The 23,781-nt window shown below is 52.3% G+C and carries 15 protein-coding genes; 5 read left to right on the top strand and 10 right to left on the bottom strand.

The genetic code is table 11. The features are described from left to right. The first annotated feature begins 44 nt into the window (after positions 1–44). Positions 45–2,171 carry a GH116 family glycosyl hydrolase gene (locus VFS25_RS23620; RefSeq protein ID WP_326464649.1) on the top strand — a complete coding sequence of 709 codons (2,127 nt, stop codon included), beginning with the start codon at positions 45–47 and terminating at the stop codon, positions 2,169–2,171. Here the strand turns inward: VFS25_RS23620 and VFS25_RS23615 are convergent. From VFS25_RS23615 to dusB, 7 genes are all read right to left on the bottom strand, one after another. Next, positions 2,166–3,602, bottom strand: a complete 1,437-nt coding sequence (locus VFS25_RS23615) for an NAD(P)/FAD-dependent oxidoreductase (RefSeq protein ID WP_326464648.1) — start codon at positions 3,600–3,602, stop codon at positions 2,166–2,168. The two genes, VFS25_RS23620 and VFS25_RS23615, sit on opposite strands and share 6 nt — an antisense overlap. Then, entirely contained in the window at positions 3,569–4,126 is a 558-nt protein-coding gene (locus VFS25_RS23610; protein ID WP_326464647.1) for a c-type cytochrome, read from the bottom strand. Before VFS25_RS23610 ends, VFS25_RS23615 begins: the two co-directional genes overlap by 34 nt. Next, complete coding sequence (locus VFS25_RS23605; RefSeq protein ID WP_326464646.1) at positions 4,110–5,732, bottom strand: hypothetical protein; 1,623 nt, start codon at positions 5,730–5,732, stop codon at positions 4,110–4,112. The genes VFS25_RS23610 and VFS25_RS23605 overlap by 17 nt, the downstream gene beginning before the upstream one ends. Positions 5,733–5,757: 25 nt before the next feature. After that, positions 5,758–7,128: a DoxX family protein gene (locus VFS25_RS23600; RefSeq protein ID WP_326464645.1), complete on the bottom strand. Its 1,371-nt coding sequence runs from the start codon at positions 7,126–7,128 to the stop codon at positions 5,758–5,760. Positions 7,129–7,149: 21 nt separating this feature from the next. Further along, the gene (locus VFS25_RS23595) at positions 7,150–8,493 is read right to left on the bottom strand and encodes a RagB/SusD family nutrient uptake outer membrane protein (protein ID WP_326464644.1); all 1,344 of its coding nucleotides are present in this window, start codon (positions 8,491–8,493) and stop codon (positions 7,150–7,152) included. Between the two features lie 22 nt (positions 8,494–8,515). Continuing rightward, the gene (locus VFS25_RS23590) at positions 8,516–11,581 is read right to left on the bottom strand and encodes a TonB-dependent receptor (protein ID WP_326464643.1); all 3,066 of its coding nucleotides are present in this window, start codon (positions 11,579–11,581) and stop codon (positions 8,516–8,518) included. A gap of 374 nt (positions 11,582–11,955) precedes the next feature. Continuing rightward, positions 11,956–12,993, bottom strand: a complete 1,038-nt coding sequence (gene dusB, locus VFS25_RS23585) for a tRNA dihydrouridine synthase DusB (RefSeq protein ID WP_326464642.1) — start codon at positions 12,991–12,993, stop codon at positions 11,956–11,958. 46 nt (positions 12,994–13,039) lie between these two features. Between dusB and VFS25_RS23580 the strand changes: the two genes are divergently transcribed. Beyond that, the gene (locus VFS25_RS23580) at positions 13,040–13,564 is read left to right on the top strand and encodes a class I SAM-dependent methyltransferase (protein WP_326464641.1); all 525 of its coding nucleotides are present in this window, start codon (positions 13,040–13,042) and stop codon (positions 13,562–13,564) included. A 6-nt stretch (positions 13,565–13,570) separates the two neighbouring features. Here VFS25_RS23580 and VFS25_RS23575 read toward each other — a convergent pair whose 3' ends face one another. Genes VFS25_RS23575 through VFS25_RS23565 form a run of 3 tightly spaced genes read right to left on the bottom strand, consistent with a single transcriptional unit; the run spans position 13,571 to position 17,498 of the window. Next, positions 13,571–14,317: an SDR family oxidoreductase gene (locus VFS25_RS23575; protein ID WP_326464640.1), complete on the bottom strand. Its 747-nt coding sequence runs from the start codon at positions 14,315–14,317 to the stop codon at positions 13,571–13,573. Positions 14,318–14,329: 12 nt separating this feature from the next. Continuing rightward, positions 14,330–16,453: an alpha-glucuronidase family glycosyl hydrolase gene (locus tag VFS25_RS23570; protein ID WP_326464639.1), complete on the bottom strand. Its 2,124-nt coding sequence runs from the start codon at positions 16,451–16,453 to the stop codon at positions 14,330–14,332. 16 nt (positions 16,454–16,469) lie between these two features. Then, positions 16,470–17,498, bottom strand: a complete 1,029-nt coding sequence (locus VFS25_RS23565; protein WP_326464638.1) for a LacI family DNA-binding transcriptional regulator — start codon at positions 17,496–17,498, stop codon at positions 16,470–16,472. Positions 17,499–17,763: 265 nt separating this feature from the next. Here VFS25_RS23565 and VFS25_RS23560 point away from each other — a divergent pair, with 265 nt between their 5' ends. The 3 genes from VFS25_RS23560 to VFS25_RS23550 form a co-directional block, all read left to right on the top strand. After that, entirely contained in the window at positions 17,764–20,799 is a 3,036-nt protein-coding gene (locus VFS25_RS23560; RefSeq protein ID WP_326464637.1) for a TonB-dependent receptor, read from the top strand. A 10-nt stretch (positions 20,800–20,809) separates the two neighbouring features. Next, on the top strand, positions 20,810–22,585 hold the full coding sequence (locus tag VFS25_RS23555) for a RagB/SusD family nutrient uptake outer membrane protein (protein WP_326464636.1): 1,776 nt from the start codon (positions 20,810–20,812) through the stop codon (positions 22,583–22,585). A gap of 9 nt (positions 22,586–22,594) precedes the next feature. Beyond that, positions 22,595–23,781: glycoside hydrolase family 3 protein (locus VFS25_RS23550; protein ID WP_326464635.1), on the top strand; the 1,187-nt coding region annotated here is incomplete at its 3' end.

The following is a 23,781-nucleotide window of genomic DNA, read 5'->3' as shown; positions in this document are numbered from 1 at the left end:
TGAAGAAATTTGCATTTCCCGTTTGTTTATTAATAAGTGTCTTTTTGACAGATATTGTACATGCGCAGTCCAAAGCCACCTGGATCTGGTACCCCGGTGATTTTGAGATATGGCTGGGCAACAAAATGCAGAACCGGCGTACGGAGCGCGACACTTTCCTGCCTCCTTTCTGGCGTATGGACAGCCATTATGTTTTAATGGATTTTCATAAGGTGTTTAACCTGGCGGCGCCGGAAGAAGTGCGCCTGTATACGGAGGGGGATTACAACGTAAAGATCGACAGTAAAATGCTGCACGGGCACCCGCAAACAATCACTATGCCTGCAGGGCAGCACCGGCTGAGCATAAAGGTGTATAACCAGGATAAGGTGCCTGCTGTTTTTGTACAGGGCAAAACAGTGGTGTCAGACTCCAGCTGGAAGGTTACGTATGAAGATAAGGAGTGGATTGATGCTTCCGGCATGGTATCGTCCCAATCAGGCACGCAATGGCTACAGGCCGGCTCCTGGAATTTTAACGATCCCGCGGCGCCGCCTTCCCAATTTAAGCTGAATGTAAAACCGCAGTCGCCGGTAAAAACTACCAGCGGCCCGCAATCGCTCCTGGTGGATTTTGGTAAGGAAACATTTGGCTTTATTCAGCTGCACGGTTTAAAAGGAAAAGGAGCTGTATCTGTTTACTACGGAGAGTCGAAAGAGGAAGCGCTGGACACTGCCGCCTGCGAAACACTGGACCGCCTGCCTATTGAGCAGGCAATGGCCAAAGATACTACTATGGCGCTTTCCAAAGCATTCCGTTTTGTTAATATAAGATACAATGGTGATGTGCGCATAGACTCCGTGTCTATGCTGTACGAATATTCGCCGGTAGTGAACCGCGGCAGCTTCCGCTGCTCGGATGAGCAGGTGAACCGTATTTGGGATGTAGCTGCTTATACCCTGCATTTAAATACCCGCGAGTTTTTTATTGACGGTATTAAACGCGACCGGTGGATATGGTCCGGCGACGCTTACCAGAGCTTTCTCATGAACTATTACCTGTTCTTTGACTCGCCTACGGTAACGCGCACACTAATGGCGCTGCGTGGTAAAGACCCGGTAAGCAGCCATATTAATACCATCATGGACTATACCTTTTACTGGTTCCTGGGTATTTATGACTATTACCTTTACACCGGCGACCGCTCCTTTATACAACAGTTTTACCCGCGCATGCAAAGCCTCATTGACTTTTGCCTGCAACGCCGTGATAAGGACGGTATGCTGGAAGGCCAGGCCGGCGACTGGGTGTTCATTGACTGGGCAGACGGGTTAAGCAAACAGGGAGCAGTAAGCTTTGAGCAGCTGCTGTTCTGCCGCAGCCTTGAAACCATGGCGCTTTGCGCCGATCTTGTGAAAGACCGTGCAAGTGAAGCAAAATACAAGCAGCTGGCTGCCGATTTGCGCAGCAAGTTATTCAGCTATTACTGGGATGCCGGCAAACAGGCATTTGTGCACAGCCGTGTAAACGGAAAACCTACCAGCAATGTAACCCGCTATACCAACATGTTCTCTATCTTCTTTAATTACCTGGACGATGCACAAAAGCAGGGCGTAAAGCAGCATGTATTGTTAAACGACAGCGTGCAGCAGATTACCACGCCTTATATGCGTTTTTATGAGCTGGAAGCTTTATGCGCTATGGGAGAGCAAGGCTATGTGCTGAAAGAAATGAAGGATTACTGGGGCGGTATGCTGGCATTGGGCGCTACCTCTTTCTGGGAGAAATATGATCCCAGGGAAAAAGGCACGGCGCACCTGGCCATGTATGGCCGTCCGTATGGCCGCAGCTTATGCCATGCCTGGGGCGCCAGCCCTATTTACCTGCTGGGTAAGTACTACATTGGCGTGCGGCCTACTGCGCCTGGTTATAAGACCTGGCTGGCGGAACCGGCGCTGGGTGGCCTTCAATGGATGGAAGGCACCGTACCCACACCTGGTGGTAATATTACCGTGTACTGCAGCACCAGGCAGATAAAAGTAAAGGCAGATACGGGGACGGGCACACTGCGTTTTAAAAGTAAAAGCAAACCGGTGTGCATGCAGGGTGAAATTATTGCCAAAGGAAACAATGTATACGAGCTACAGGTAGAAAAGGGCAAGCAGTATGAAGTAAAGTACAGCAGCCTATAAGGTAATTCCAAATACATCTTTCAGCGCCCTTCGTGCTGCATGATGCCCGCACATGCCGTGCACGCCGCCGCCCGGCGGGGTGGAAGAAGAGCAGATATATACGCCTTTAGCCGGCGTGCTGTAAGGCGACCAGCGCAATGCAGGGCGGGTGTACAGCTGTTGAATGTTTTGCACACCACCGTTTATATCGCCGCCGATGTAGTTAGGATTATAGGCCTGCATTTGAGCAGTGTTCATGGTATGCCGTGCAATGATCAGCTTTTTAAAGCCCGGTGCGAAATGCTCCACCTGCTGCTCTATAATATCCGTCATATCCTGTTGCGACCCGTTGGGTACATGGCAGTAAGCCCAGGCTACCTGCTTGCCTTGCGGCGCGCGTGTAGTATCAAACAAGCTTTGCTGCGCCAGCAATACAAAAGGTTGTTTTACCAGCTGCCCGTTGGCAGCGGCCTGCTCACCGGCTGCAATTTCTTCAAACGTACCGCCCAGGTGTATGGTGCCTGCCTGCCTGCATTCGGCTGCAGTAAAGGGAATGGGGCCATCCAGCGCCCAGTCGATCTTAAAAACCCCCATACCATACCGGTAACGCTGCAGCTGCCATTTGTATAAAGGTGTGAACCGGTCACCGGCTATATCCAGCAGCTGTTTAGGCGTTACATCCAGCAGCACGGCGCGCGACGGCGGCAGCTGGTTCAGGTGCTGCACATAAAAATTGGTTTCAATTTTTCCCCCGATAGCAACAAAATAACTGCCCAGCGCTTTTGCAATGCTGATGGCGCCGCCAACAGGCACCGGCCAGCCCAGGGCATGCCCGGCAGACAAGAGCACCAGGCCAATGGCTGAAGTAGTGAGATTGGAGAGCGGTTGTATGGCGTGCGCCGCCATACCCGCCCATAGCCCCCGGGCTTTTTTCGTGCGAAATCGTTTAGCCAGGAACGTTGCAGCTGTTAATGCATGCAAGCCAAAGCGGGCCATCACCAACGGATGTTTGGGAAAATGCAATGGCCCCAGTATATCGGGCATCAGCTGCGGCAGATCTTTTACCAGTGGTTGTAACAACTGTAAGTAAGCCTGTTCATCCTCACCCAGCAGCTGCGCGGTTTCATGTACTGACTTTTTCAGCACTGCTGCGCTGCCATCATCAAAAGGATGTGCAGCTGCTATTTCAGGATATATGAACTGCAGGCCGTGCTGCGCCAAAGGCAGCGTGCTGAAAAAAGGAGAGATCACCGCGGTGGGGTGAATGGCGGAACAAATGTCGTGCACAAAACCCGGCAGTGTTAGCGCTGCGGAACGCAGGCCGCCGCCAATGGTATCTTTTGCCTCTACCAGCAGAACAGACAGTCCTGCCTGCTGCATGGTAATGGCTGCCGCCAGCCCGTTAGGGCCGGAGCCTACTACAACTGCATCGTATTGCGGGGAGGACTGCATGGTTGTGAAAGTAAATGTTTTTTGCTGATAATGACATATAAAAGGTAAGCAGTAAGGCTGTACACTTCATTATCCGTTAAGGTGCCCGGCGCATTGTAAGGCATGGCCCTGCGTATGTAATCAAAAATAGTAGTGGCGTACGGCCAGTAATTGCCAGTGGTGCGCAGCCTGCTGTAATCTGCGCCGGCGCTGTCGTTCATGAGCACAGGTGCAGGCAGCTTTGCATCAACCGGTTCCTTGCCGGTACCGTGGCAGGCAGCGCATTTAGCCATGTAAATAATTTTGCCGTTGCGGGCGTTACCGGCGCCGGGCGGTAATCCTTTCCCATCGGGGCGCACATCAATATCCAGGGCTGCAATCTCCGCCTGCGTAGCCGGCCTGCCTATTTCAAAGCTGGCCGGCCAACGGGCGGTATCTTGTGTAAAGGCGGCGCTGCTTGCGCCGCTGTTACAGGACGCACAGCATATATAACAGCACAGTATATACGTAGCTGTGGGCTTCCGGCTGCTAATATTTACCTGCATCCAGTGTGCTGGGTTTTACCTGGTAAGGCCTGTTAATGCGGTCCAGCACTATGTAAAGCGAGTCTTTATGCTCATCAGTGCCTTTTAGTATAATATGCGCGCCATCTGTGGTTTCGTATTGCAATACCATGCGGTTCCTTTTTTCATTTTTGGGCGCGGCAGCAAACTCGCGGTCGCGGCGTGCGGTCCATACGGTTTTATCTATCATATGATTTTCGTTGCCAATATGCGCCCAGGCTGCGGCGGATATCCAGCTGCCATCAATGGTATCATCAGGCTTTTGCCGGCGGGCATAAGGGCTTTGCCTGTCACCGTCACTATCGCCTGCTACCCGGTTCCTCCGGTCGGGAATGGCTTTGTATTTATCCTGCAGGTACAGCACATGATCAATGGTATCGGCATAATAATGAAATACGCGTTGTCCGCCGCCGGTGCCTGTAAGCTCGAAAGTGCGGTTAATATCCCGCATGGGACCGCCGCCGCCATTGGAAAGATCTATGAAGGTGGCGCGGTTAGCCTTGTACGTGAGCGTGGTCCATTTTTCAAATGTAACCTGCTGCCAGCGTACACTGTCTGTAGGATCATAGGGAATAACCCTGTTGTTGATGCGGAACTCCGTTACACGGTAGTTGCCCCGCAGCGCTTTTACGCCTGCTGTGGATGGCTGCTTATAGGGATCGAACTTATAGTTCACGTACTGCAGGTAATACAGTACGCCCAGGAATAACACGATCACCCCGGCTTTTAAAGTAATACGGGCATACTGCCATGCTTTTGATAAAACAGGATAGTAACAGGATGGCGTGGTATAGGTTTCCCGGATCCAGAAACGGTATAGCACGGGAATGTCTTTCACCAGCAGGAAGCCGCCCAGCAGCACAAAGTAAGAGCTGTACACATGCACGCCGCCATCGTAAGCAAAGTTTACATATACAATATCGCCAAGAGCGCCTACCAGCAGCGCCGCGCCCAGCGTAGTGGTTTTACGGAAGAACAGGAGCGTGCCGGCCGTTACTTCCACAATACCGGCAAATACCTGGTACCAGGGCACTATGCCAATGGAAAGCCAGTATATTTTTTGGGCAGAGAAATCACCGAAGTTAGTATTCAGCAGCCCAAGGGATGGAAAGGGCATTTGCACCGGCAGCAGTTTGGTAAAGCCAAAACCAATAATGCCAATGCCCGCGCGGTAACGCACTACTACCCGCAACCAGTAGTACAGCCGGTTATATTCCTGTGCCGGTGATTTACGGCGGCTGTCAATTGCCGTCCATATAAAGCCGCCCGCAATGGCTATCAGCAGGGTAATGATCCAGTTGGCATAACCATAAAGGGAGCTGCCGAAAATGGTATTGCCAAAGAAATTAATGCCGGAGCCAAAGCGTGCAATGTCATACAGGTCACGGTAATGCAGGCGCAGCCAGTTAATGTGGGCTACGTGGCTGTACCATTCCAGGTTGTTGGGAATGGATATGGCTATGAAAAAAATGAATGCAATGCGAAAGGCAATGAGCTCATATGTTTTCCAGCGTGCGGGTGTAGCGGGCAACGGCGGCAGCCCGTTATCCTTTACGGCATGTATTTCGGGGATGGAGATAGTAGACATAATGAATGTTTTTCAGGTTAGCTGATTAGCGTTTAATGGCCCTGCGGCGGCCTTTTCTGGCAACTTCTTCCAGCAGGTATTTTTTGTTTACCCGTTCCAGCACCACGTACACCGCGGCTTTGTTTTCATTAACGCCGGTAAGGATAATGGTAGCGCTGTCCGGCCTTTCGTAATGCAGCAGCAATTGCTCTCCTTTGTAATGCGGGTTGCGATTCTGCAGCACCAGCAGGTGTTTGGCGGTATCGGCTACGTAGCTGTAATAGTGCCGTGCGGCAGCGCCGTGCAGCTCAAAGGTGCGAAGGCTGTTGTTTGCAGGAATGCGGTCGGTGTTGGTGCTGTCAATTATTACAGGGCGGTTGGAACGTATACTGAGCGTGTTCCATTTTTCCAGCACTACATCCTGCCATCTTACGGGGTCAATATCGCTATAGGGCAGCACCTGGTTATTGATACGGAACTCGCGCACATTATACAAACCCTGTGCGCCGGCCAGGCCGGCATCAGCAGGATATTGATAAGGGGCGCGGTGCGCGGCTGCATATGTTTGTACTCCATACACCACTATAAAAAGCAGTATAACCAATCCCTTAGCGGCCAGCCTGGCATTGCGCTGCCAGGCATGGGTAAAGGAATACCTGTAACGGACAGGTGCAGCAGGCCGGCCCTGGGCCAGCAAACGGGTAAGCTGCGGCACATCATGCACAAACAGGAACAGCGCTATCAGTACCAGGAAAAGGCTGTACACATTCTCCCCGCCGCCATATGCCAGGTTAGACATGAACACGTTGCCTGTAAAGGCCAGTACAATAAAAGCGCCCAGGGTAGTGGTTTTGCGGTATAGCAGCAGCAGCGCTGCTATAATTTCCACCAATCCTAAAAATGATTCATAACCCGGCACAATGCCCAGCGTAAGGGAGAATAATTTCCACTCTGTAAAATCGCCGTAAGGCGTATTAAGATTGCTCAGGGAAGGGTAAGGCGACTGCAGGGGAAAAAACTTAATGAACCCATAAGCCAGCAAAGCAATGGCCAGCCGGTAGCGCAGCAGCGCCCGCAGCCAGTAGTACAGGGCATCATAGTTGGCGGGGTGCTGTTTGTTTTTCTCCACAATGGTCCATATAAAAGCGCCGGCAAGGGCAACACCCAGGAAGATGGCCCAGTCGGCATAACTGGTTGTTCCTGACAACAGCGCCGGTGTGTAGTGTGCAATGTTAAAGATGTCTGCATATTGCAGGTGTAGCCAGCTAATAGCAAAAAGCTGCCGGTAAAATTTCCAGTCCAGGGGTATCACCTGGACCAGGAAATAAATGAAGATCACGCGGAAGATGATCTTTTCATGCTCCTTCCATCTTGTAACAGGAGGCGTATATGCGTTGCTGTAAGTACCTGTTGTCATGTTATAAGTTTTTAATAACGCTTAATATCCGGGATTTTGTTCCAGGTCAGGATCGTTCAGCACTTCAGCGGCCGGTACGGGCAGCAGCAGCTTGTTAGGATCTGTAATGCCCAATACCGCTGCGGCCCTGCCGGTGCGCACCAGGTCGAACCAGCGGTGGCCTTCAAATGCAAACTCCAGCCGCCGCTCATTTTCTATTGCCAGCAGCAGGTTGGCTTGGGTGGCGGCCTCGGTTGGCGCAACGCCGGCCCTGGCGCGTACCGCATTCAGATCGCTGATAGCGCCAGCAAGATCATTGCGCTGTGCACGGGCTTCGGCACGTATCAGCCACAGCTCTGCTATGCGTATGGTATAAGCCGGGTCTGTAGCGGGACTGCGGTAATACAGGTTGCCATACCAAAGCCCTGCAGCTGTTTTGGCCACCAGGCTGCTGCGGTTGCCGCCTATGGCAGGGTCATTTACCAGCGCCAGCAAAGCATCATTGGGCGCCCACTGGCGGGTGCCGCCGTTGGCGGGCGGCTGCCAGTAGTTACGGTGATTGTTTGTATAGGTAGTGCTGTAAGACAGCTCCAGCACAGATTCTGAGGTGGCGGTGGCGTTATTGGCAAAGAATGCGCTGTAGGGCTGCACCAGCTTATAGTTTGCAGAGTCGGCAATCACTTTGCCTGCATAGTTTTCGGCGTCCGCCCATTGCTGCCGGTATAGATGATACCGCGCACGCAGCGCCCACACTGTTTTGCGGGTAGCCCTGAAGCGGTTGGTGGTAGCTGGCAGCAGCGAGTCTGCGGCAACAAGATCGCTCAGTACCTGGTCGTAGGTTTGGGCCGCGGTGCTGCGTTTAATGCCGTATTTATCATCCGGCGTAGTGGTAGGTGTAAGTGTGATCTGTACCCCGCCCCATGTACGTGCAAGGTCAAAATAGCAAAGGGCCCGTGTAAAATAAGCTTCTCCCAAAAACTGGTTCTTCAGGTCCTGCGTAAGCAACGGATCGGTAACTGCCTGCACTTTATCAATGATATAGTTGGCCCGGTTAATAGTGGCGTAAATGCCCGACCAGGCGCTGGCAACATTGGCATTATCTGCCCTTATATTGTGGCTGATGAACTGCTGGATAACGGATTGGGAGCCGGTCCATACAATGTTATCGCCGCACAGATACCCCAGGGTTACAAAGGTGCTGCCATAATAGGCATTGTCGGACAATGCCCTGTAAAGACCGCGCACTGCTGTTTCGGCGGATGACTTGTCGGTAATTACGCCTGCATCGTCGGCAATGGCGTCTTGCGGCTGTACGTCCAGGAACTTTTTGCACGACAGCAGCAGCACTGCAGCAAGGTAGGGAAGTATATATTTATGTATTTGCATTATTATACTGTTTAACGGTTCATTAAAGCGTTACATTCACTCCAAACTGCACGGTGCGGGGCTGCGGCGCAGTACCCAGGTCAAGCCCCTGCACGTTCTGCAGGGAGGTTACATTTATTTCCGGGTCGGGTCCTGAATATTTCTTCAGCAGCAGCAGGTTGCTGCCGGTGAAGTAAAGGCGTACGGTCTGAAAGCCTGCACGGGAGGTAATGCGTTTGGGAACAGTGTAACCAAGGGTGAGGGCGCTGAGCTTCAGGAAGGAGCCGTCTTCCAGGAAGCGGCTGTTCTGTTCCAGCGTATAGTTGTTACCGTAAGCAGTAAGCCTGGGCACATCCGTAACGTCGCCGGGCTTTTGCCAGCGTTTCAGCTGGTCGGCAAACAGTACGCGGTTCGCATCGCGGGTGCCGCCGCCTTCACCAAAAAAGCGGTTCAGGTTGTACACTTTATTGCCATACTGGAAAGTGAAAGCAATGCCCAGGTCAAAGCCGTCAAACGTAAAGTCGTTAGTGATGCCGCCAAAGAACGTTGGAATAGCGCTGCCCATGATCTGCCGGTCTGCCACAGTGATTTGCCCGTCTTTATTTACATCTTCAAAAACAGCATCGCCGGTTTCAGGATCAACATACAGCTGCCTGTACAGCCAGAAGCTGTACATGGAGTAGCCCTGCTGCAGCTTTACCCAGTCGCGGTTGTAATAGGTTACCGGTACCGGCAGCTTTTCTATTTTGTTGGTGTTGCCGGAAATATTAAAGCTGGTTTGCCAGGTAAAGCGGCTGTTGCGGATGTTGGAGGTATTAATGGCCACTTCGTAACCTTTATTGCTGATCTCACCGGTATTGCTGGCATAAGTGTTAAAGCCGGAAATAGCATTTACCGGCAGCTGCAGCAGCGCATCTGTAGTGTACTTGGAGTAAAGGTTTACCTCAATGCCGATGCGGTCATTTAATAATCCCAGGTCCAGGCCGATGTTTGCCTGCCGGGTTTTCTCCCAGCGCAGGTCGGGGTTAGCCAGCTGCAACGGATAAATGCCGGGTTGATCGCCGCCGGTGGTATTATCCGGGTAGCCTGCGCCGCCGGACCATAATCCCCGTGCTGCAAAGTTGTTAATGCCGTTTTGGTTTCCGGTAATACCAACGCTGCCGCGCAGCTTTAATTCGCTGATGGGGTTCACATCTTTCAGAAAACCCTCTTCCTTCAGGCGCCAGGCGGCGCCCACTGCGGGAAAGTACCCGAACTGGTGATTGGCGCCAAAGCGGGATGATCCATCGGCACGGATGCTGAACTCCGCAAAATATTTGTTGGCATAGTTATAATCTACCCTGCCGAAGAAAGAGGCCAGGTTGGCTTTGGTCCATAGCTGGGAAGCCGTGCGCGTTGCGGCGGCAGATATAAGCTTGAAAGCATTGCTTGGAAAACCGGAGCCCTGCGCGGCGGTAGTGCTTTGTATGTTGCTTTGTAAAGTGTTGCCGATCAGTATTCCAACAGTATGCGTGTTGTTAAATGTTTTGTGGTAGGATAATGTTTGTTCATTTATCCAGGTAGTATTTTGTGTAAGCGCCGATGTGGCCAATCCATTGGTTGGCGCAGCGCCCAGCTGTGTAAGGTTGTTCCAGTATTCTGATTCATCGTAATGGTTATAATCCAGGCTCCAGCTGGTGCGGAATTTCAGCGCCGGTATAATTTCCACTTCTGCATACAGGTTGCCGATATAACGAAGGCTGGTAGTATTTACATCATAATTGTTCAGCAGCACATCCAGGTTGTCAAAGCCCGCGTAACGCGCCGGTGTGCCATCGGGGTTTACTTCGGGCAAATAGGTGGGCGTGTGTAGCGCCGACTGTAGCAGGCCGCCCTGTGGGCCGTCGCCGGAGCGGGCCTGGTTGCGGAAGCTGCGGTACAGGCTGTTGCTGGTGCCTACCGTTATTTTGTTGCCTATGTTCTGGTCGAAATTGAATTTTAAGCTGGCGCGGTTAAAATAGATGGGCTTTATATCTGCCTCCTGCTGCGTATAACCGGCGCCGATATAATACTTATTGGTGGGGGTGCCGCCCTGTACAGACAGGTTGTAGTTATGCAGCAGGCCGGTGCGGAACAGCTTATGCAGGCGGTCGTAGGTTTGCTGTTCTTCGGGTGTGCCGCGCCCGCCGTCTGCTACGGGACGGAAAGGCAGCTGCGCATATTTTTTAATACCGGCCTGGTCGCCTGCTGCAAGCGCATCTGCTTCTGAATTTTTGTAAAATTCGTTAATGAGCATGGCGTGCTCAGGGCCGGTGGTAAGGTCCCACAATTGCGGCGCCCATGCCCAGCCATGGGAGGTGTTAAAGTTAATGGATGGTTTAGTGCCCAGCTTACCGCGTTTGGTGGTAATGATCACCACACCATTGGCGCCGCGTGAACCGTAAATGGCGGTTGCGCTGGCGTCTTTCAGCACTTCAATACTCTCAATATCTGCCGGGTTAATATCTGCAATAGGAGAGGTGGCCCTTCCGCCGGTGCTGATGGTTTGCAGGCTGGTGTTGTTGATGAACACACCATCCACCACGTACAGCGGATCGTTGCCGGCATTAATAGAGGTTGCCCCGCGAATGCGTATAAATACCCCATCGCCAGGTACGCCTGTATTGGAATTGATTTGCACACCGGCTGCTTTCCCCTGCAGCTGCGCATCAACGCCCGCTACAGGAATATCTTTAATGCCGGCTGCATTTACTTTGGAAACAGAGCTGATCAGGTTTTTCCGTTGCCGGGTGCCGTAGCCCACTACTACCACATCATTCAGCTGCGTGTTAACAGCGGTTAACCCAATAACAATGCCGGTACGCTGGTTCAGCGTTACTTCTGTTTGTTTATACCCTATATAAGAAACCTGGAAGGTGATGGGCAAATGCTGCCCGGTGAGGAAGTTAAATTCACCTTTATCATTGGTTAATGCATCGTGCGTGGTGTTCTTAAGATGCACGGTTGCGCCGGGCAAAGGTGTTTTGGTTTGAGCGTCTATAATTACGCCTGAAAGTGTAATGTTATCCTGGTACTGGGCATAGGTAAATAGCGGGAGCAGTACGATCCACGATATAATGGCAATCTTCATTATATTTGTATTGGTAATAAATAATAAGGCGGTAGCCGGTGATTTACTCACCAACTACTTAATTACTCAGCCTGTTTTTTACTCGCCGGGATTGTTGCAGCAATTCCGGTTTTTTTTTAGCATGCATGATAACACAGGCAGTCACGCGGCCTGGCCTGGCCCTGACAGTGAAGGCCAATAATTTTAATTGTGTTCATTCCCCTTGTATTAATAAATAAATTGTAAGTAGCACCCAAAGACCTGTGTGCAAGATTACAGCCATGCTGCCGGATAGTGGTGGGCTTAGCGGCAGCATGTTATGTAAGCTGTTAAATCTGCCACAATATTAGACAAAAAATATTTAGTCTACAAGAGTGGTGGACTATTTTTTTGAATTAAAGGGGGCATTTCTCGTGGTAGTCGATCAGCTCAATTGGCGTGTAGGGTATTTCATAACCGGCATACACCTGCAGTATTTCATCCAGCACGGCGTTTACTTCTTCCGGTGTGTTTAACCTTACCAGCTTGTTGCGGTATTCTTTAATGTTGGGTAATCCTTTGAGATAGCTGGCATAGCGGCCGCGCATTTCATTAATGGCAACACGCTGGTTCTGCCAGCCGGCAGCTTCCTGCAAATGTTTCCTGCACACGGCTACACGCTCTTCCACAGTGGGTGGGGGCAACAGCTCGCCGGTTTTGATGTAGTGTTTTATTTCGCGGAATATCCATGGGTAGCCGATGGCGGCGCGGCCTATCATCACACCATCCACGCCGTAACGGTTTTTATATTCCAGCGCTTTTTGCGGGCTGTCAATATCACCATTACCAAAAATGGGAATGTGTATGCGGGGATTGTTTTTCACTTTAGCGATCAGGCTCCAGTCGGCTGTTCCCTTGTACATCTGGCTGCGGGTGCGGCCGTGGATGGAAAGAGCTTGTATGCCTACATCCTGCAGGCGCTCGGCTACTTCCTCAATGTTTTTGGATTGCTCATCCCAGCCCAGGCGTGTTTTAACGGTTACCGGCAGTTTGGTGGCCTTTACGCAGGCGGCGGTTAAGCGCACCATCAGGTCTACATCTTTCAGCACGCCTGCGCCTGCGCCTTTGCAGGCTACTTTTTTTACCGGGCAGCCAAAGTTAATGTCCAGCAGGTCGGGGTTGGTAACGTCTACAATGCCGGAGGCCAGCGCCATGCTTTCTTCATCGCCGCCGAATATCTGTATGCCTACGGGGCGCTCTGCTTCAAATATATCCAGCTTGCGGCGGCAGTTAATGGCGTTGCGGATCAGTCCTTCGCTGGATATAAATTCGGTGTACATCAGGTCGGCCCCGTTATCCTTGCAAAGAATACGAAAGGGCGGGTCGCTCACGTCTTCCATGGGCGCCAGCAACAGCGGGAAATCCGGCAATGATATGTTTCCGATCCTGATCACGGCAATCTTTGTAATTTGAGCCCGCAAAGATACTCAATTTTCAGGGATGGAACTTCAAGATGCAAGCGCGCTGATACGGCATGAGGGAATAACAGCCAACGGCCCCGCGGCCTGGGCCGACCTCGGCTGCGGCACCGGCCTGTTTACCAGGGCTTTGGCCGGACTGTTGTCGCCCGGCAGTACTATCTATGCGGTGGACAGGGTGTTGACGCCGTTACAGGATAACCGCTTTCCGCAGGGCATTGCTGTTAAGCACCTGCAGCTTGATTTTGTAGCGAATGAGCTGCCTTTTCAAAACCTGGATGGTGTGCTGATGGCCAACTCCCTGCATTTTGTGAGCGATCAGCAGGGGTTTATCCGCAGCATGGGCCGGTATTTAAAAGCGGATGGGTGTTTCCTGGTTTGCGAGTATGATACGGACACTGCCAACCGCTGGGTGCCGTACCCGCTCAGCTACCACACCCTGTGGCGGCTGTTTCAGAAAGCAGGTTATACCAACATACAGCGGCTGCATGAGCAGCCGTCCATCTATGGCCGCGCCAATATTTATTCAGTGCTCATCAGCCGTTAAAGCTTTTTAAAACCCGATGGAGTTGCCCCCATCCACCGGCAGCACCACGCCGGTAATATAACGGGAGGCATCGCCGGCCAGGAACAGGGCAGCATCGCCAATATCGGCAGGTGTGCCTAATACACCCATGGGGGTGCGCATCATTACCTTTTGCTTTCTTTCGGGGTCGTTATTCAGCGCTTTGGCCGACATGTCCGTGGCTATAAAGCCCGGCGCAATACAGTTTACACGGATGCCCTGCGGGGAAAGCTCCACGGCCATAGCTTGCGTCATGCCCTCAATGGCCGATTTGGAAGCTGTATAGGCAATCACTTTGGGAATACCATATTGCGCCGCCATAGAGCTGATGTTAATGATAGCGCCTCCGCCATTGCCCAGCATGTGCTTCACTACTTCGCGCGACAGGGCAAACACCGATGTTACGTTGGTGAGCAGTATGCGCTGAAATTCTTCGTCTGTTACTTCTGTGAAGATCTTCTTCATGTTAATGCCGGCATTGTTCACCAGTATGTTTACCGGCCCGTGCCCGGTAACAATCTGCTGCACCAGCGCGGGAAGGTTGTTAAGCTGCGCAAGATCGGCGCTTACCGGTATACAAAGCGTTCCCAGCTGCTGCTGTGCTGCCCGCAATTTTTTTTCATCCCTGCCGATAATAACAGTACGAATGTTTGCCTGTACAAATTTTGCAGCAATGGCCAGTCCAATGCCCGATCCGCCGCCGGTTACAATTGCCAGTTTACTCCGTTGTTCCATAGTGTATTTACTTTAGTGCGGCGCATAAGGAAATTTCAGCTCCTTATAATATTCCAGCGTATGCGCCGGCGCCGGTACGCCCTGTGGTAAGGGCATTTTAGAAAATGTCTGAAAATAAGCCAGGCAGGCATCCCGCCACCAGCGGGCTTCTGTAAGCTGTATCTGCAACAGCATTTTTACCTGCTGCGCCCTTTCTTCATCAATAAAGATACTCACACTATCCCAGGTATTGCACATTTGCTGCACTCCCTGTACGCCGGCTTCATACTGGTAACACATCTCATTCCACAACGTTCGGCCTGAGTGCAGGGTATAATTCCAGGGCACATGGTGAAACCACAGCACATAAGCATCGGGACAAGTGCGCAGGTTTTCCCATTGCCGCCGTACTTCCGGCGCATATTGGGCCAGCGCATTGCTGCCGCTGGCAGTGCGGTCAAACCCAATGCCGGCGCTGTCTGCACGGTGGTAATACACCGGGTTCCAGTCGGGCCGCGCGCCTTTGTTGAACCATGGCGCCGGCCCGTAATGATGCCCGTAGCCCATAATGTGATGCAGCCCCAGGGGCGTCATATATTTCACCAGCGTTTCACGGGAGCTGAGCATCATTTGCTTTACCGGTGCTATAAAACGCGCGTCGTTGGTAAAGGTTTGCCGCAGCCATTCATCCGCTATCTGCGCGGAGCTGAGCGTGTAATCCCATGCCAGCCTGCCCAGGGCATACCAGTTGGCCTGCCCAAAGGGATGGCCGGTCCAGTTACGGTCGTTGCCTATGTTGGCTACGCCGGCCATGCCGGAAATAGCATGGTTTTCCAGGGAGCCGTCAATCACTTTTGCCACGGTAGAGCCCTTGCCTTTTTCATAGGTATCTGCCGTTAATACTTCTTTAAATAAGGGCGGCATATATACCAGGTGCGTGGCAAAGCCCAGGTATTCCTGTGTGAGCTGCAGCTCCAGCATCAGGGGCGTATGCGGCATGGCGCCAAATAAAGGGGAAAAGGGTTCCCTGGGCTGAAAGTCAATAGGCCCGTTCTTTACCTGTATGGCTACATTGCTGCGGAACTTTCCGTCCAGCGGCTTAAACTCTTCATAGGCCTGCTTAAAACGGTCTGCATCTGTATTGCTGTACACAAATGCCCGCCACATGATAATGCCGTTAAAAGGCGCAACCGCATCGGCCAGCATATTGGCGCCGTCTGCATGGGTGCGGCCATAGTTCTGCGGGCCGGGCTGCCCTTCCGAATTGGCTTTCACTAAAAAGCCGCCGAAGTCGGGTATGTAGCTGTATATCTCTTTTACCTTGTTTTTCCACCACTGCTGCACCTGCGCATCCAGCGGGTCGGCTGTTTTTAAGCCGCCTATTTCCATGGGTGCGCTAAAGCGTGCGGTTAAAAATACTTTAATGCCATAGGGACGGAATACATTGGCCAGCGCTGCTGCTTTTATTAAATAATCTTTGGTGAGGGATAAAGCATTGGCGTTTACATTGGTAAGCACGGTGCCGTTAATGCCAATGGAAGCATTGGCCCGCGCATAATCCGTATAACGCCGGTCAAGATATAAAGGCAGCTTATGCCAGTCCCAGATGGAGATGCCGGCATAACCCCGTTCCACGCTGCGGTCAAGATTATCCCAATGGTCCAGTATGCGGTAGCGTATTTTAGGTGCGCTGCTAATGTTTAAAGATTGTACGGGTTGTTGTGTTTGCAGTAAGCGTAAAAAATGGAACACGCCATGCAGCACACCTGCATCGGTATTGCCGGTGATCACTACCTGGTGTAAAGGCGTGGTAAAAATGTGAAAACCTTCTGTGCCTGCATCCTGTAAAGAAGCAGTAACCAGTTTGCCCAGCTGTGCGGCGGTGCCGGCAACAATGCTGCCGGCCTGCGGTTGCGCTTGTGAGGCTATGGGCTGGCCTAACAGCGCGGGCAGCGCCAGCTGCAGCTCATGCCGGGCAGCCGCCATGGTAGCGGAGCTGCCGGGGATATAAAAGCCGGAAAGCTGCTGCCGGTAAGCTTTCAGCAGTGCTTTATCTGTAACCTGTTCATAACGGAGCCACAGGCGGTACCCATCTTCTGCCTGCAGGGTTAACAGGCTGCCTGATAATAAGCACAGGAGTAAAAGAAGTTTTCGCATAACGGGAACGTTTAAACTATTGCTTTCGCAGCGATGAGCTGCGGACAATCAGCTCTGACCGCAGCAGAATGGTATTGGTGGCAGCTGTTAATGTGTCGCCGCTTAGCTGGTTAATCAGCTGGCGGGCCGCCACTTCCCCCATTTCATAGCCCGGGTAATTGATAGTGGTAAGGTTAGGCTCTATCACCGTGGAAACAGGATCATTGTTAAAGCCTGCGAAAGCAATATCTGCAGGTATCTGCATTCCTTTTTTCTTCAGGGCCAGCATGCAGCCTACGGCGCAGTTGTCGTTGGCCGCAAAAACGCCGTCGGGCCGGGCCGACATGCTCCATATTTTCTCCGCAGCATCGGCCCCTGCTTCCTGGCTCAGGTTATTACGGATTATATAGCTTTCCTTAAAGGGTAGCTTGTGCGCGGCCAGGGCCTGCTGGTAACCGGCCAGGCGATCCGTATATACGGCACGGTTAGTATGCGCTGTAATGTGTACAATACGTTTGCAACCCTGCGCAATCAGGTGTTTGGTGGCTTCAAACGCTGCCTTGCGGTTATCTATGAGCACACTGGTGGCATTGGTGTTATCTGCGCAACGGTCAAAGAACAGCACGGGAATGCCCTTTTTAAAGAAGGGATCAAAGTGCGTCATGCTATCCGTATCATAAGCCAGGGAAGCCAGCAGCCCGTCTACCCGGTTGTTGAACATAGTGCGGGCGCTCATTACTTCTTTTTCCACCGACTCCGACGACTGGCTGATGATAAGGTTATACCCCTGGCTGTTGGCTACATGCTCTATGCCCGCAATTACGGTTGACATAAAATAGCTGTTCAGCCGGGGCACTATTACGCCAATAGTATCAGTGCGCTGGTTGCGCAGGTTCCTGGCAAAGTGGTTGGAGCGGTAACCCATTTCCTCTGCCAGGTCAAAAATCTTCTTCTTGGTTTTTTTGCTCACCACCGGGTCGTTTTGCAGTGCCCTGCTTACGGTAGCCACAGAAATGTTCAGCTTTTCTGCCAGGTCATAAATGGTAACTTCTTTACGTTTGTCCATACATTATACAATCGGTTACATGACGCTGGATAAAGGTAATAGAATAATTTTGTAAAAAAATAATGTAATCGGTTACATTTTTGAATATTCTTCCTACATTAGTCAAGAATTCCGGTACTGAGTACAACACATTCCACTTAAAAATTAACATGTTATGAAAAATTTTACCCGCCCTGCGCCCCGGCCACACCCTTTGCCTATGCGTTTCCGGAGGGCTTTTGCAGCATTAATCCTGTGCGCGGGATGCTGCTTGTTACCATTATTTATGTATGCGCAGCATAACCCGTCTGTAAGCGGCCGTATTACAGATGAAAAAGGCCAGCCCATACCCGGCGCTACCATCATCATAAAAGGCACCACTACCGGCACCGTAAGCGACGAGCAGGGGGCTTATAAATTAAATGTACCGCCGGGCAGCGTGCTGGTGGTATCTTCCATTGGCTTTACCACACAGGAAATAGCTGTAAACGAACGGGCAAACATACCTGTAACCCTCAGCACCGGCAGCAAGGGGTTGGATGAAGTAGTGGTAGTGGGTTACGGTACCCGTAAAAGAAGCGATGTTACCGGCTCTATTGTATCTGTAAGCAGCGCCGCCCTGCAGGAAGTACCGGCCGCCAACCTGCAGCAGGCCTTACAGGGCCGCGCCGCCGGCCTTGAAATACAGAAGGTGGGCACCACGCCCGGCGCCGGCGCACAGATCAGGATACGCGGCGAGCGTTCCATTACCGGCTCCAACGATCCGCTGATAGTGCTGGACGGCATTCCCTTTGAAGGCGGCAGCATCAATGATATTAACCCGGATGATGTAGCCTCCGTTGACGTGCTGAAAGATGCCTCCGCCACGGCCATTTACGGCTCACGCGGCGCTAACGGCGTTATTATCATCAGCACCAAACGCGGTAAGCCCGGCGAAACGCACATTTCCTACAACGGCTATTACGGCATTACAGATGTTACCAAAAAATATCCCGTATACAATGCCGATGAATACAGGGCGCTGCGCGATATTTCACCCTGGAACCAGGGCTATATGCCGGAAGAGCAGGAGTCGATAGACAAAGGCAGATCTACCGACTGGCAGGACCTGATGTATGAGCATGGCTTTATTACCGACCATAACCTGGGCGTGTACGGCGGCAGCGCCAATGGCAGCACGTTTTCACTGGGCGGCGGCTATTACAGGGAAACCACGGTGCTGCCCGGGCAGGATTTTACCCGTTATTCCCTGCGCGCCACCATTGACTCCCGTATAGGAAAGCGGCTGAAAATAGGGCTGAACACCATGAACAACGTGGGCGTGCGCAACGGCTCACAGTTTGTAAACCCGGTGTTTGCCATTCTTGCATTGAGCCCGTTAATGCCGGCGTATGATAACGCAGGCAACATTCTGCAGTCGCCCACCGGCAATGTGGACGAACGGCAGTCGCAATACAACCCGTTATACTTAAAGCATAACAACAACGACTGGGCCGACCGCGTGCGCCGCCTGCGCACCTTTAACAGCCTGTATGGCGAGTATGAAATTATAGACGGCCTCAAATACCGGCTGAACCTGGGCCTGGACTACAGCCAGCAGGAAAGCGACCAGTTCCAGGGAGCCGACAGCTATTTCCGCCCCAAAAGAGGCAACACCGCCAGTGTGAATAATGAAGATGCATGGGGTTACACTGTTGAAAACCTGTTGATGTACGACAAAACCTTTGCGCAAAAACACCATATTACCTTTACCGGTTTATACAGCATACAGGAAAGCCATCTGCATAATACCTCCATCAGCAAAGACTCTATTACGGAAGATTTTATACAGTACTATGACCTGAACCAGTCCAGCCCTACGGCGCCGTTAAGCCTGGGCGGCAGTGAAAGCTCCTGGGCGCTTATATCCTACATGGCAAGACTGAACTATGTATATAACGACCGCTATATGATAACGCTCACTGCCCGGCGCGACGGCTCCTCCAAACTGGCGCGCAAGTGGCATGAATACCCGGCTGTATCGCTGGGGTGGAACATCACCAAAGAGCCGTTTATGAAAAAAGCGCCTTTCATATCAGCGCTGAAGCTGAGGGCCGGCTGGGGACAAACCTCCAACCAGGCAGTGAACCCTTATACCACATTAGGCGGCGTATCGGGCTATATAACGCAGGGCACCAACCGGGTGCCGGTGCGTTACAACTACGGCGGCACCCTGGTAACCGGCTATGTGCTCAGCAGCATTCCTGATCCATCGCTGGACTGGGAGTACACCAAGAACACCAATATAGGACTGGACTTCGGGTTGTTCAATAATCGTATAACCGGCAGCGTTGATGCGTATAAAGCCCATACCAATAAGATATTGTATGCAGTTAACCTGCCGGCATCTTCCGGTATTTCAGGGCAGTTTGTAACCAATGTGGGCGAAATGGAGAACAAGGGGCTGGAAGTAGCCATATCTACCATTAACATTACCAGCAACAGCGGCTTTACCTGGAGCACAGACCTGAATATTTTTCTGAACCGCAACAAGCTGCTGAAGCTGAACGAAGGCGTAACGCAGAACATCGGCAACCAGCTGTTTGTTGGCCATCCATTGTCTGCTATCTATGACTATACGAAATTAGGTATCTGGCAGCAAAACGAAGCTGCGGAAGCCGCGGAATACGGCGCCGTGCCCGGGCAGCTGAAGCTGGCCGACATCAGCGGACCGGATGGCAAGCCCGATGGCAAAATAGACCTGAACGACCGTTCTGTAATAGGCAGCGGGCAGGCCGACTGGCAGGGCGGCATCACCAACCGGTTTGCATATAAAGGCTTTGACCTTTCTGTAGTAATATATGCGCGTGTGGGTGGTATGCTTATCAGCGGCATACACCAGCCCACTGCTGCCTACCTTACCATGCTGGATGGCAAAAGGAACGGTTTAAAAGTAGATTACTGGACGCCGGATAATCCTACCAATGAATTTCCCATGCCGTCGGCACAAATGAGCAACCCGCCGGAAGCCATCAGCACATTGGGGTATTACAGCGCCAGCTTTATGAAGGTGCGCAGCATTAACCTGGGATATACATTTTCGCAAAAGATTATCAGCCGCTTAAAGGCGCAATCCATCCGCCTGTATGTAACAGCGCAAAATCCATTTACGCTGTTCTCTCCTTACATGAAGGCCGGCGGCGTGGACCCTGAAGCTACCGGCACCGGCACTACCGGCTTTGTATCTGTACCGGGCGGCAACATATCCAACCGCGCGCTCACCATTGCAGTTACCACACCGCCTACCCGTGCCTTTATACTGGGCGCTAACGTAAACTTTTAAACAGCAACATATGCGATCTACATATAAATCACTAACCACTTTATTAACCGTTGCCGCGCTGCTGGTAACCGGCTGTTCCAAAAAGCTGGAAGAGCATCCCTACACGGCTTTTACCACGGAATTTTTTAAAACGCCCGCGGGCCTGCAGGATGCTGTGAATGCCATTTACGCCGGTATGCGTTATGATTATGGTCCTAATGGCGCGCTGGCCATTGCCAACGTTGGCACCGATGAATGGACGTACGGCGACCAGCCGCGCATTGGCGCGGACGGGGACGTACTGGTGCTGGGCACCTACAACAACCTTACGCCCAGCAACGGCGCTATACAAACGCCCTGGAACCGCAATTACTCCCATATTAATCTTTGTAACGCCGTGGTAGACCTGGCCCCCGGCGTAGAAATGGATGCCAGCGCCCGCAATGTACTGCTTGCAGAAGCGCGCTACCTGCGCGCCAATTATTACCTGCTGCTGGTGGAGCAGTTCGGCGCTGTGCCGCTGGACCTGGGCAGCGGCGATCTGAAGTTCAACACCGTACCCTTCACCGGTTTTAACCGCCTGCCTGTAGCGGAGCTGCTGGTAAAAGACTACCAGGCCATGATAGATGATCTCGTTTTTGCCACGCAAAACCTGCCCGACAAGCGGCCGGCCAATGCCTTCAAGCTCTCCAAGGCAGCGGCTTTTTGCCTGCTGGCCAAGGTGTATATTTTCCGCGCTTACTCTGCCGCCAAACAGGCAGATGATTTCCAGAACGCGTACAACGCTGCCATGCAGGTGATCAATAATAAAGATCAATACGGCATGGACCTGCTGGCGGATTATGGTGATGTGCACAAACAGGGCAATGACTACAATAAGGAGATATTGTTTTCCGTAGAGCGGTTGCCGCTGAATTATACCAATAATGAAGTGGTGAACCCCGGTTCTGATTTTTCTGAAAAGGTGAACATTGCCAACAACATGTTCAACGCGGATTATACAGGCATTGAGGTGCCGGCCGGTTCGGGCAAAAAGCCGGTTGACCGTGTATTGCAGTACGGGCGGCCCTTACGGCGCTATTGCCCTACCAAATGGCTGCTGGAAACTGCTTTTGCCGACCGTGTGAACGACAGCCGCTTTGATAACTCTTTCCGCGTAATGTGGCGGGCTACCAATACAAACTCGCCCGGTATCGCCGTAGGCGATACCGCTATTTACCTGCCGCCTACCAACCGCGCGGCCGACTCTATGGTGGCCCTGGGCACCAAACCATACCGTATAATCGCACCCAGGGAATTTTACAGCAACCAAAATACAGCGCTGAATATTTACCCGAACCTGAAAAAGTATGACGACAGCTTACGCGCTGCGGTGAACGATGTATCGGGCCGCCCGTTTGTAGTAAGCAAATTTTCAGAAGTATACCTGCTGGCAGCAGAAGCCGCGCTGGGCGCCGGCCGCCCGGCAGATGCCGTGCCGTTGCTGAACGTGCTGCGGGAGCGCGCTGCTTACCGCCCGGGCCTTTCTCCTGCGGAACTGGCGGCGCGTAAGGCCGCAATGGATATAACAGTTAGCCGTGTTAACCTTGATTTTATCCTGGACGAGCGCACCCGCGAGCTGTGCGGCGAAAGCCAGCGCTGGCCCGACCTGGCCATGCGGGGCAAACTGGTAGAGCGTGTAAAGGCCTACAACCCCGACGGCGGACCTAACATACAGGCCTTTCATGTGCTGAGGCCCATTCCCAAAGGACAGCTGGATAATGTTTCCGCTGCTGATAAAAACCAGTATCAGAACCCGGGCTATTAAAAGAATATTATGTACAAATACTTGCTTTTAACCGTTATGAACGTGCAGGCGTTCCTGTTGTGCGGCTATGCGCAGCAGGACACGCCTTACCTTAACACTGCGCTGCCGCTGGAAACCCGTGTGCAGGACCTGGTAAGCCGGCTAACGCTGGAAGAAAAGATTATGCAGCTGAACTATAACAGCCCGGCCATTCCCCGCCTTCACATACCTGCCTATAACTGGTGGAGTGAGGCGCTGCATGGCGTAGGCCGCTCCGGTCCGGCTACGGTATTCCCCCAGGCAATAGGGCTGGCCGCTACCTTTAACGACAGCCTGGCGCGGCAGGTAGCCACTGTTATTTCAGATGAGGCCCGCGCCATGTACAACGCCGCTATACAAAAAGATCATCACCTGAAATACGGCGGTCTTACATTCTGGACGCCCAACATCAATATTTTCCGCGATCCCCGCTGGGGACGCGGACAGGAAACCTACGGCGAAGATCCTTTTCTTACCAGCCGCATGGGCGTGGCTTTTGTGCAGGGCCTGCAGGGCAATGATCCGCGCTACCTGAAAGTAGCTGCCTGCGCCAAGCACTATGCAGTGCACAGCGGGCCGGAAAGACTGCGGCATGAGTTTAATGCAAAGCCCACCATGAAAGATCTTTGGGAAACTTACCTGCCGGCCTTTAAGGCGCTGGTAGATGCAAAGGTGGAAGCTGTAATGTGCGCCTATAACCGCACCAACAACGAGCCATGCTGCGGCAATACTTACCTGCTGCAGGATGTGCTAAGGCAACAGTGGCATTTCAAAGGGCATATTGTTTCCGACTGCTGGGCCCTCACGGATTTTTACCAGGGGCATAAGGTAGTAAGCAACCCTGCACAGGCAGCGGCCCTGGCCCTGCAAAGAGGCGTTAACCTTGAATGCGGCGATACCTACCCGCATCTTACCGAAGCTGTAAAACAGGGGCTGGTACAGGAAAAGCAGATAGACACTGCGCTTGCAGTGCTGCTGCGCACCCGCTTTAAGCTGGGCATGTTTGATCCTGCGGGCGACAATCCGTATAATCATATACCCGTTTCCGTTATTAATAATCAGGAGCACCGCGCGCTGGCCCGTAAGGTTGCACAGCAGAGTATTGTGCTGCTGAAGAACAACGGCGCATTGCCTTTAAGCACAGGGCTGAAGAAGTATTTTATCACCGGGCCTAATGC

It is taken from the genome of Chitinophaga sp., from assembly GCF_035761305.1.
Classification (GTDB): Bacteria; Bacteroidota; Bacteroidia; order Chitinophagales; family Chitinophagaceae; genus Chitinophaga.
This window is presented reverse-complemented; position numbering and strand designations above follow the sequence as displayed.

Coding starts and splice junctions, on each gene's coding strand:
- VFS25_RS23615 (WP_326464648.1), bottom strand. CDS start 3,602: ATGCAGTCCTCCCCGCAATACGATGCAGTTGTAGTAGGCTCCGGCCCT.
- VFS25_RS23605 (WP_326464646.1), bottom strand. CDS start 5,732: ATGTCTACTATCTCCATCCCCGAAATACATGCCGTAAAGGATAACGGG.
- VFS25_RS23565 (WP_326464638.1), bottom strand. CDS start 17,498: ATGGACAAACGTAAAGAAGTTACCATTTATGACCTGGCAGAAAAGCTG.
- VFS25_RS23570 (WP_326464639.1), bottom strand. CDS start 16,453: ATGCGAAAACTTCTTTTACTCCTGTGCTTATTATCAGGCAGCCTGTTA.
- VFS25_RS23555 (WP_326464636.1), top strand. CDS start 20,810: ATGCGATCTACATATAAATCACTAACCACTTTATTAACCGTTGCCGCG.
- VFS25_RS23575 (WP_326464640.1), bottom strand. CDS start 14,317: ATGGAACAACGGAGTAAACTGGCAATTGTAACCGGCGGCGGATCGGGC.
- VFS25_RS23560 (WP_326464637.1), top strand. CDS start 17,764: ATGTATGCGCAGCATAACCCGTCTGTAAGCGGCCGTATTACAGATGAA.
- VFS25_RS23600 (WP_326464645.1), bottom strand. CDS start 7,128: ATGACAACAGGTACTTACAGCAACGCATATACGCCTCCTGTTACAAGA.
- VFS25_RS23595 (WP_326464644.1), bottom strand. CDS start 8,493: ATGCAAATACATAAATATATACTTCCCTACCTTGCTGCAGTGCTGCTG.
- VFS25_RS23580 (WP_326464641.1), top strand. CDS start 13,040: ATGGAACTTCAAGATGCAAGCGCGCTGATACGGCATGAGGGAATAACA.
- VFS25_RS23610 (WP_326464647.1), bottom strand. CDS start 4,126: ATGCAGGTAAATATTAGCAGCCGGAAGCCCACAGCTACGTATATACTG.
- VFS25_RS23590 (WP_326464643.1), bottom strand. CDS start 11,581: ATGAAGATTGCCATTATATCGTGGATCGTACTGCTCCCGCTATTTACC.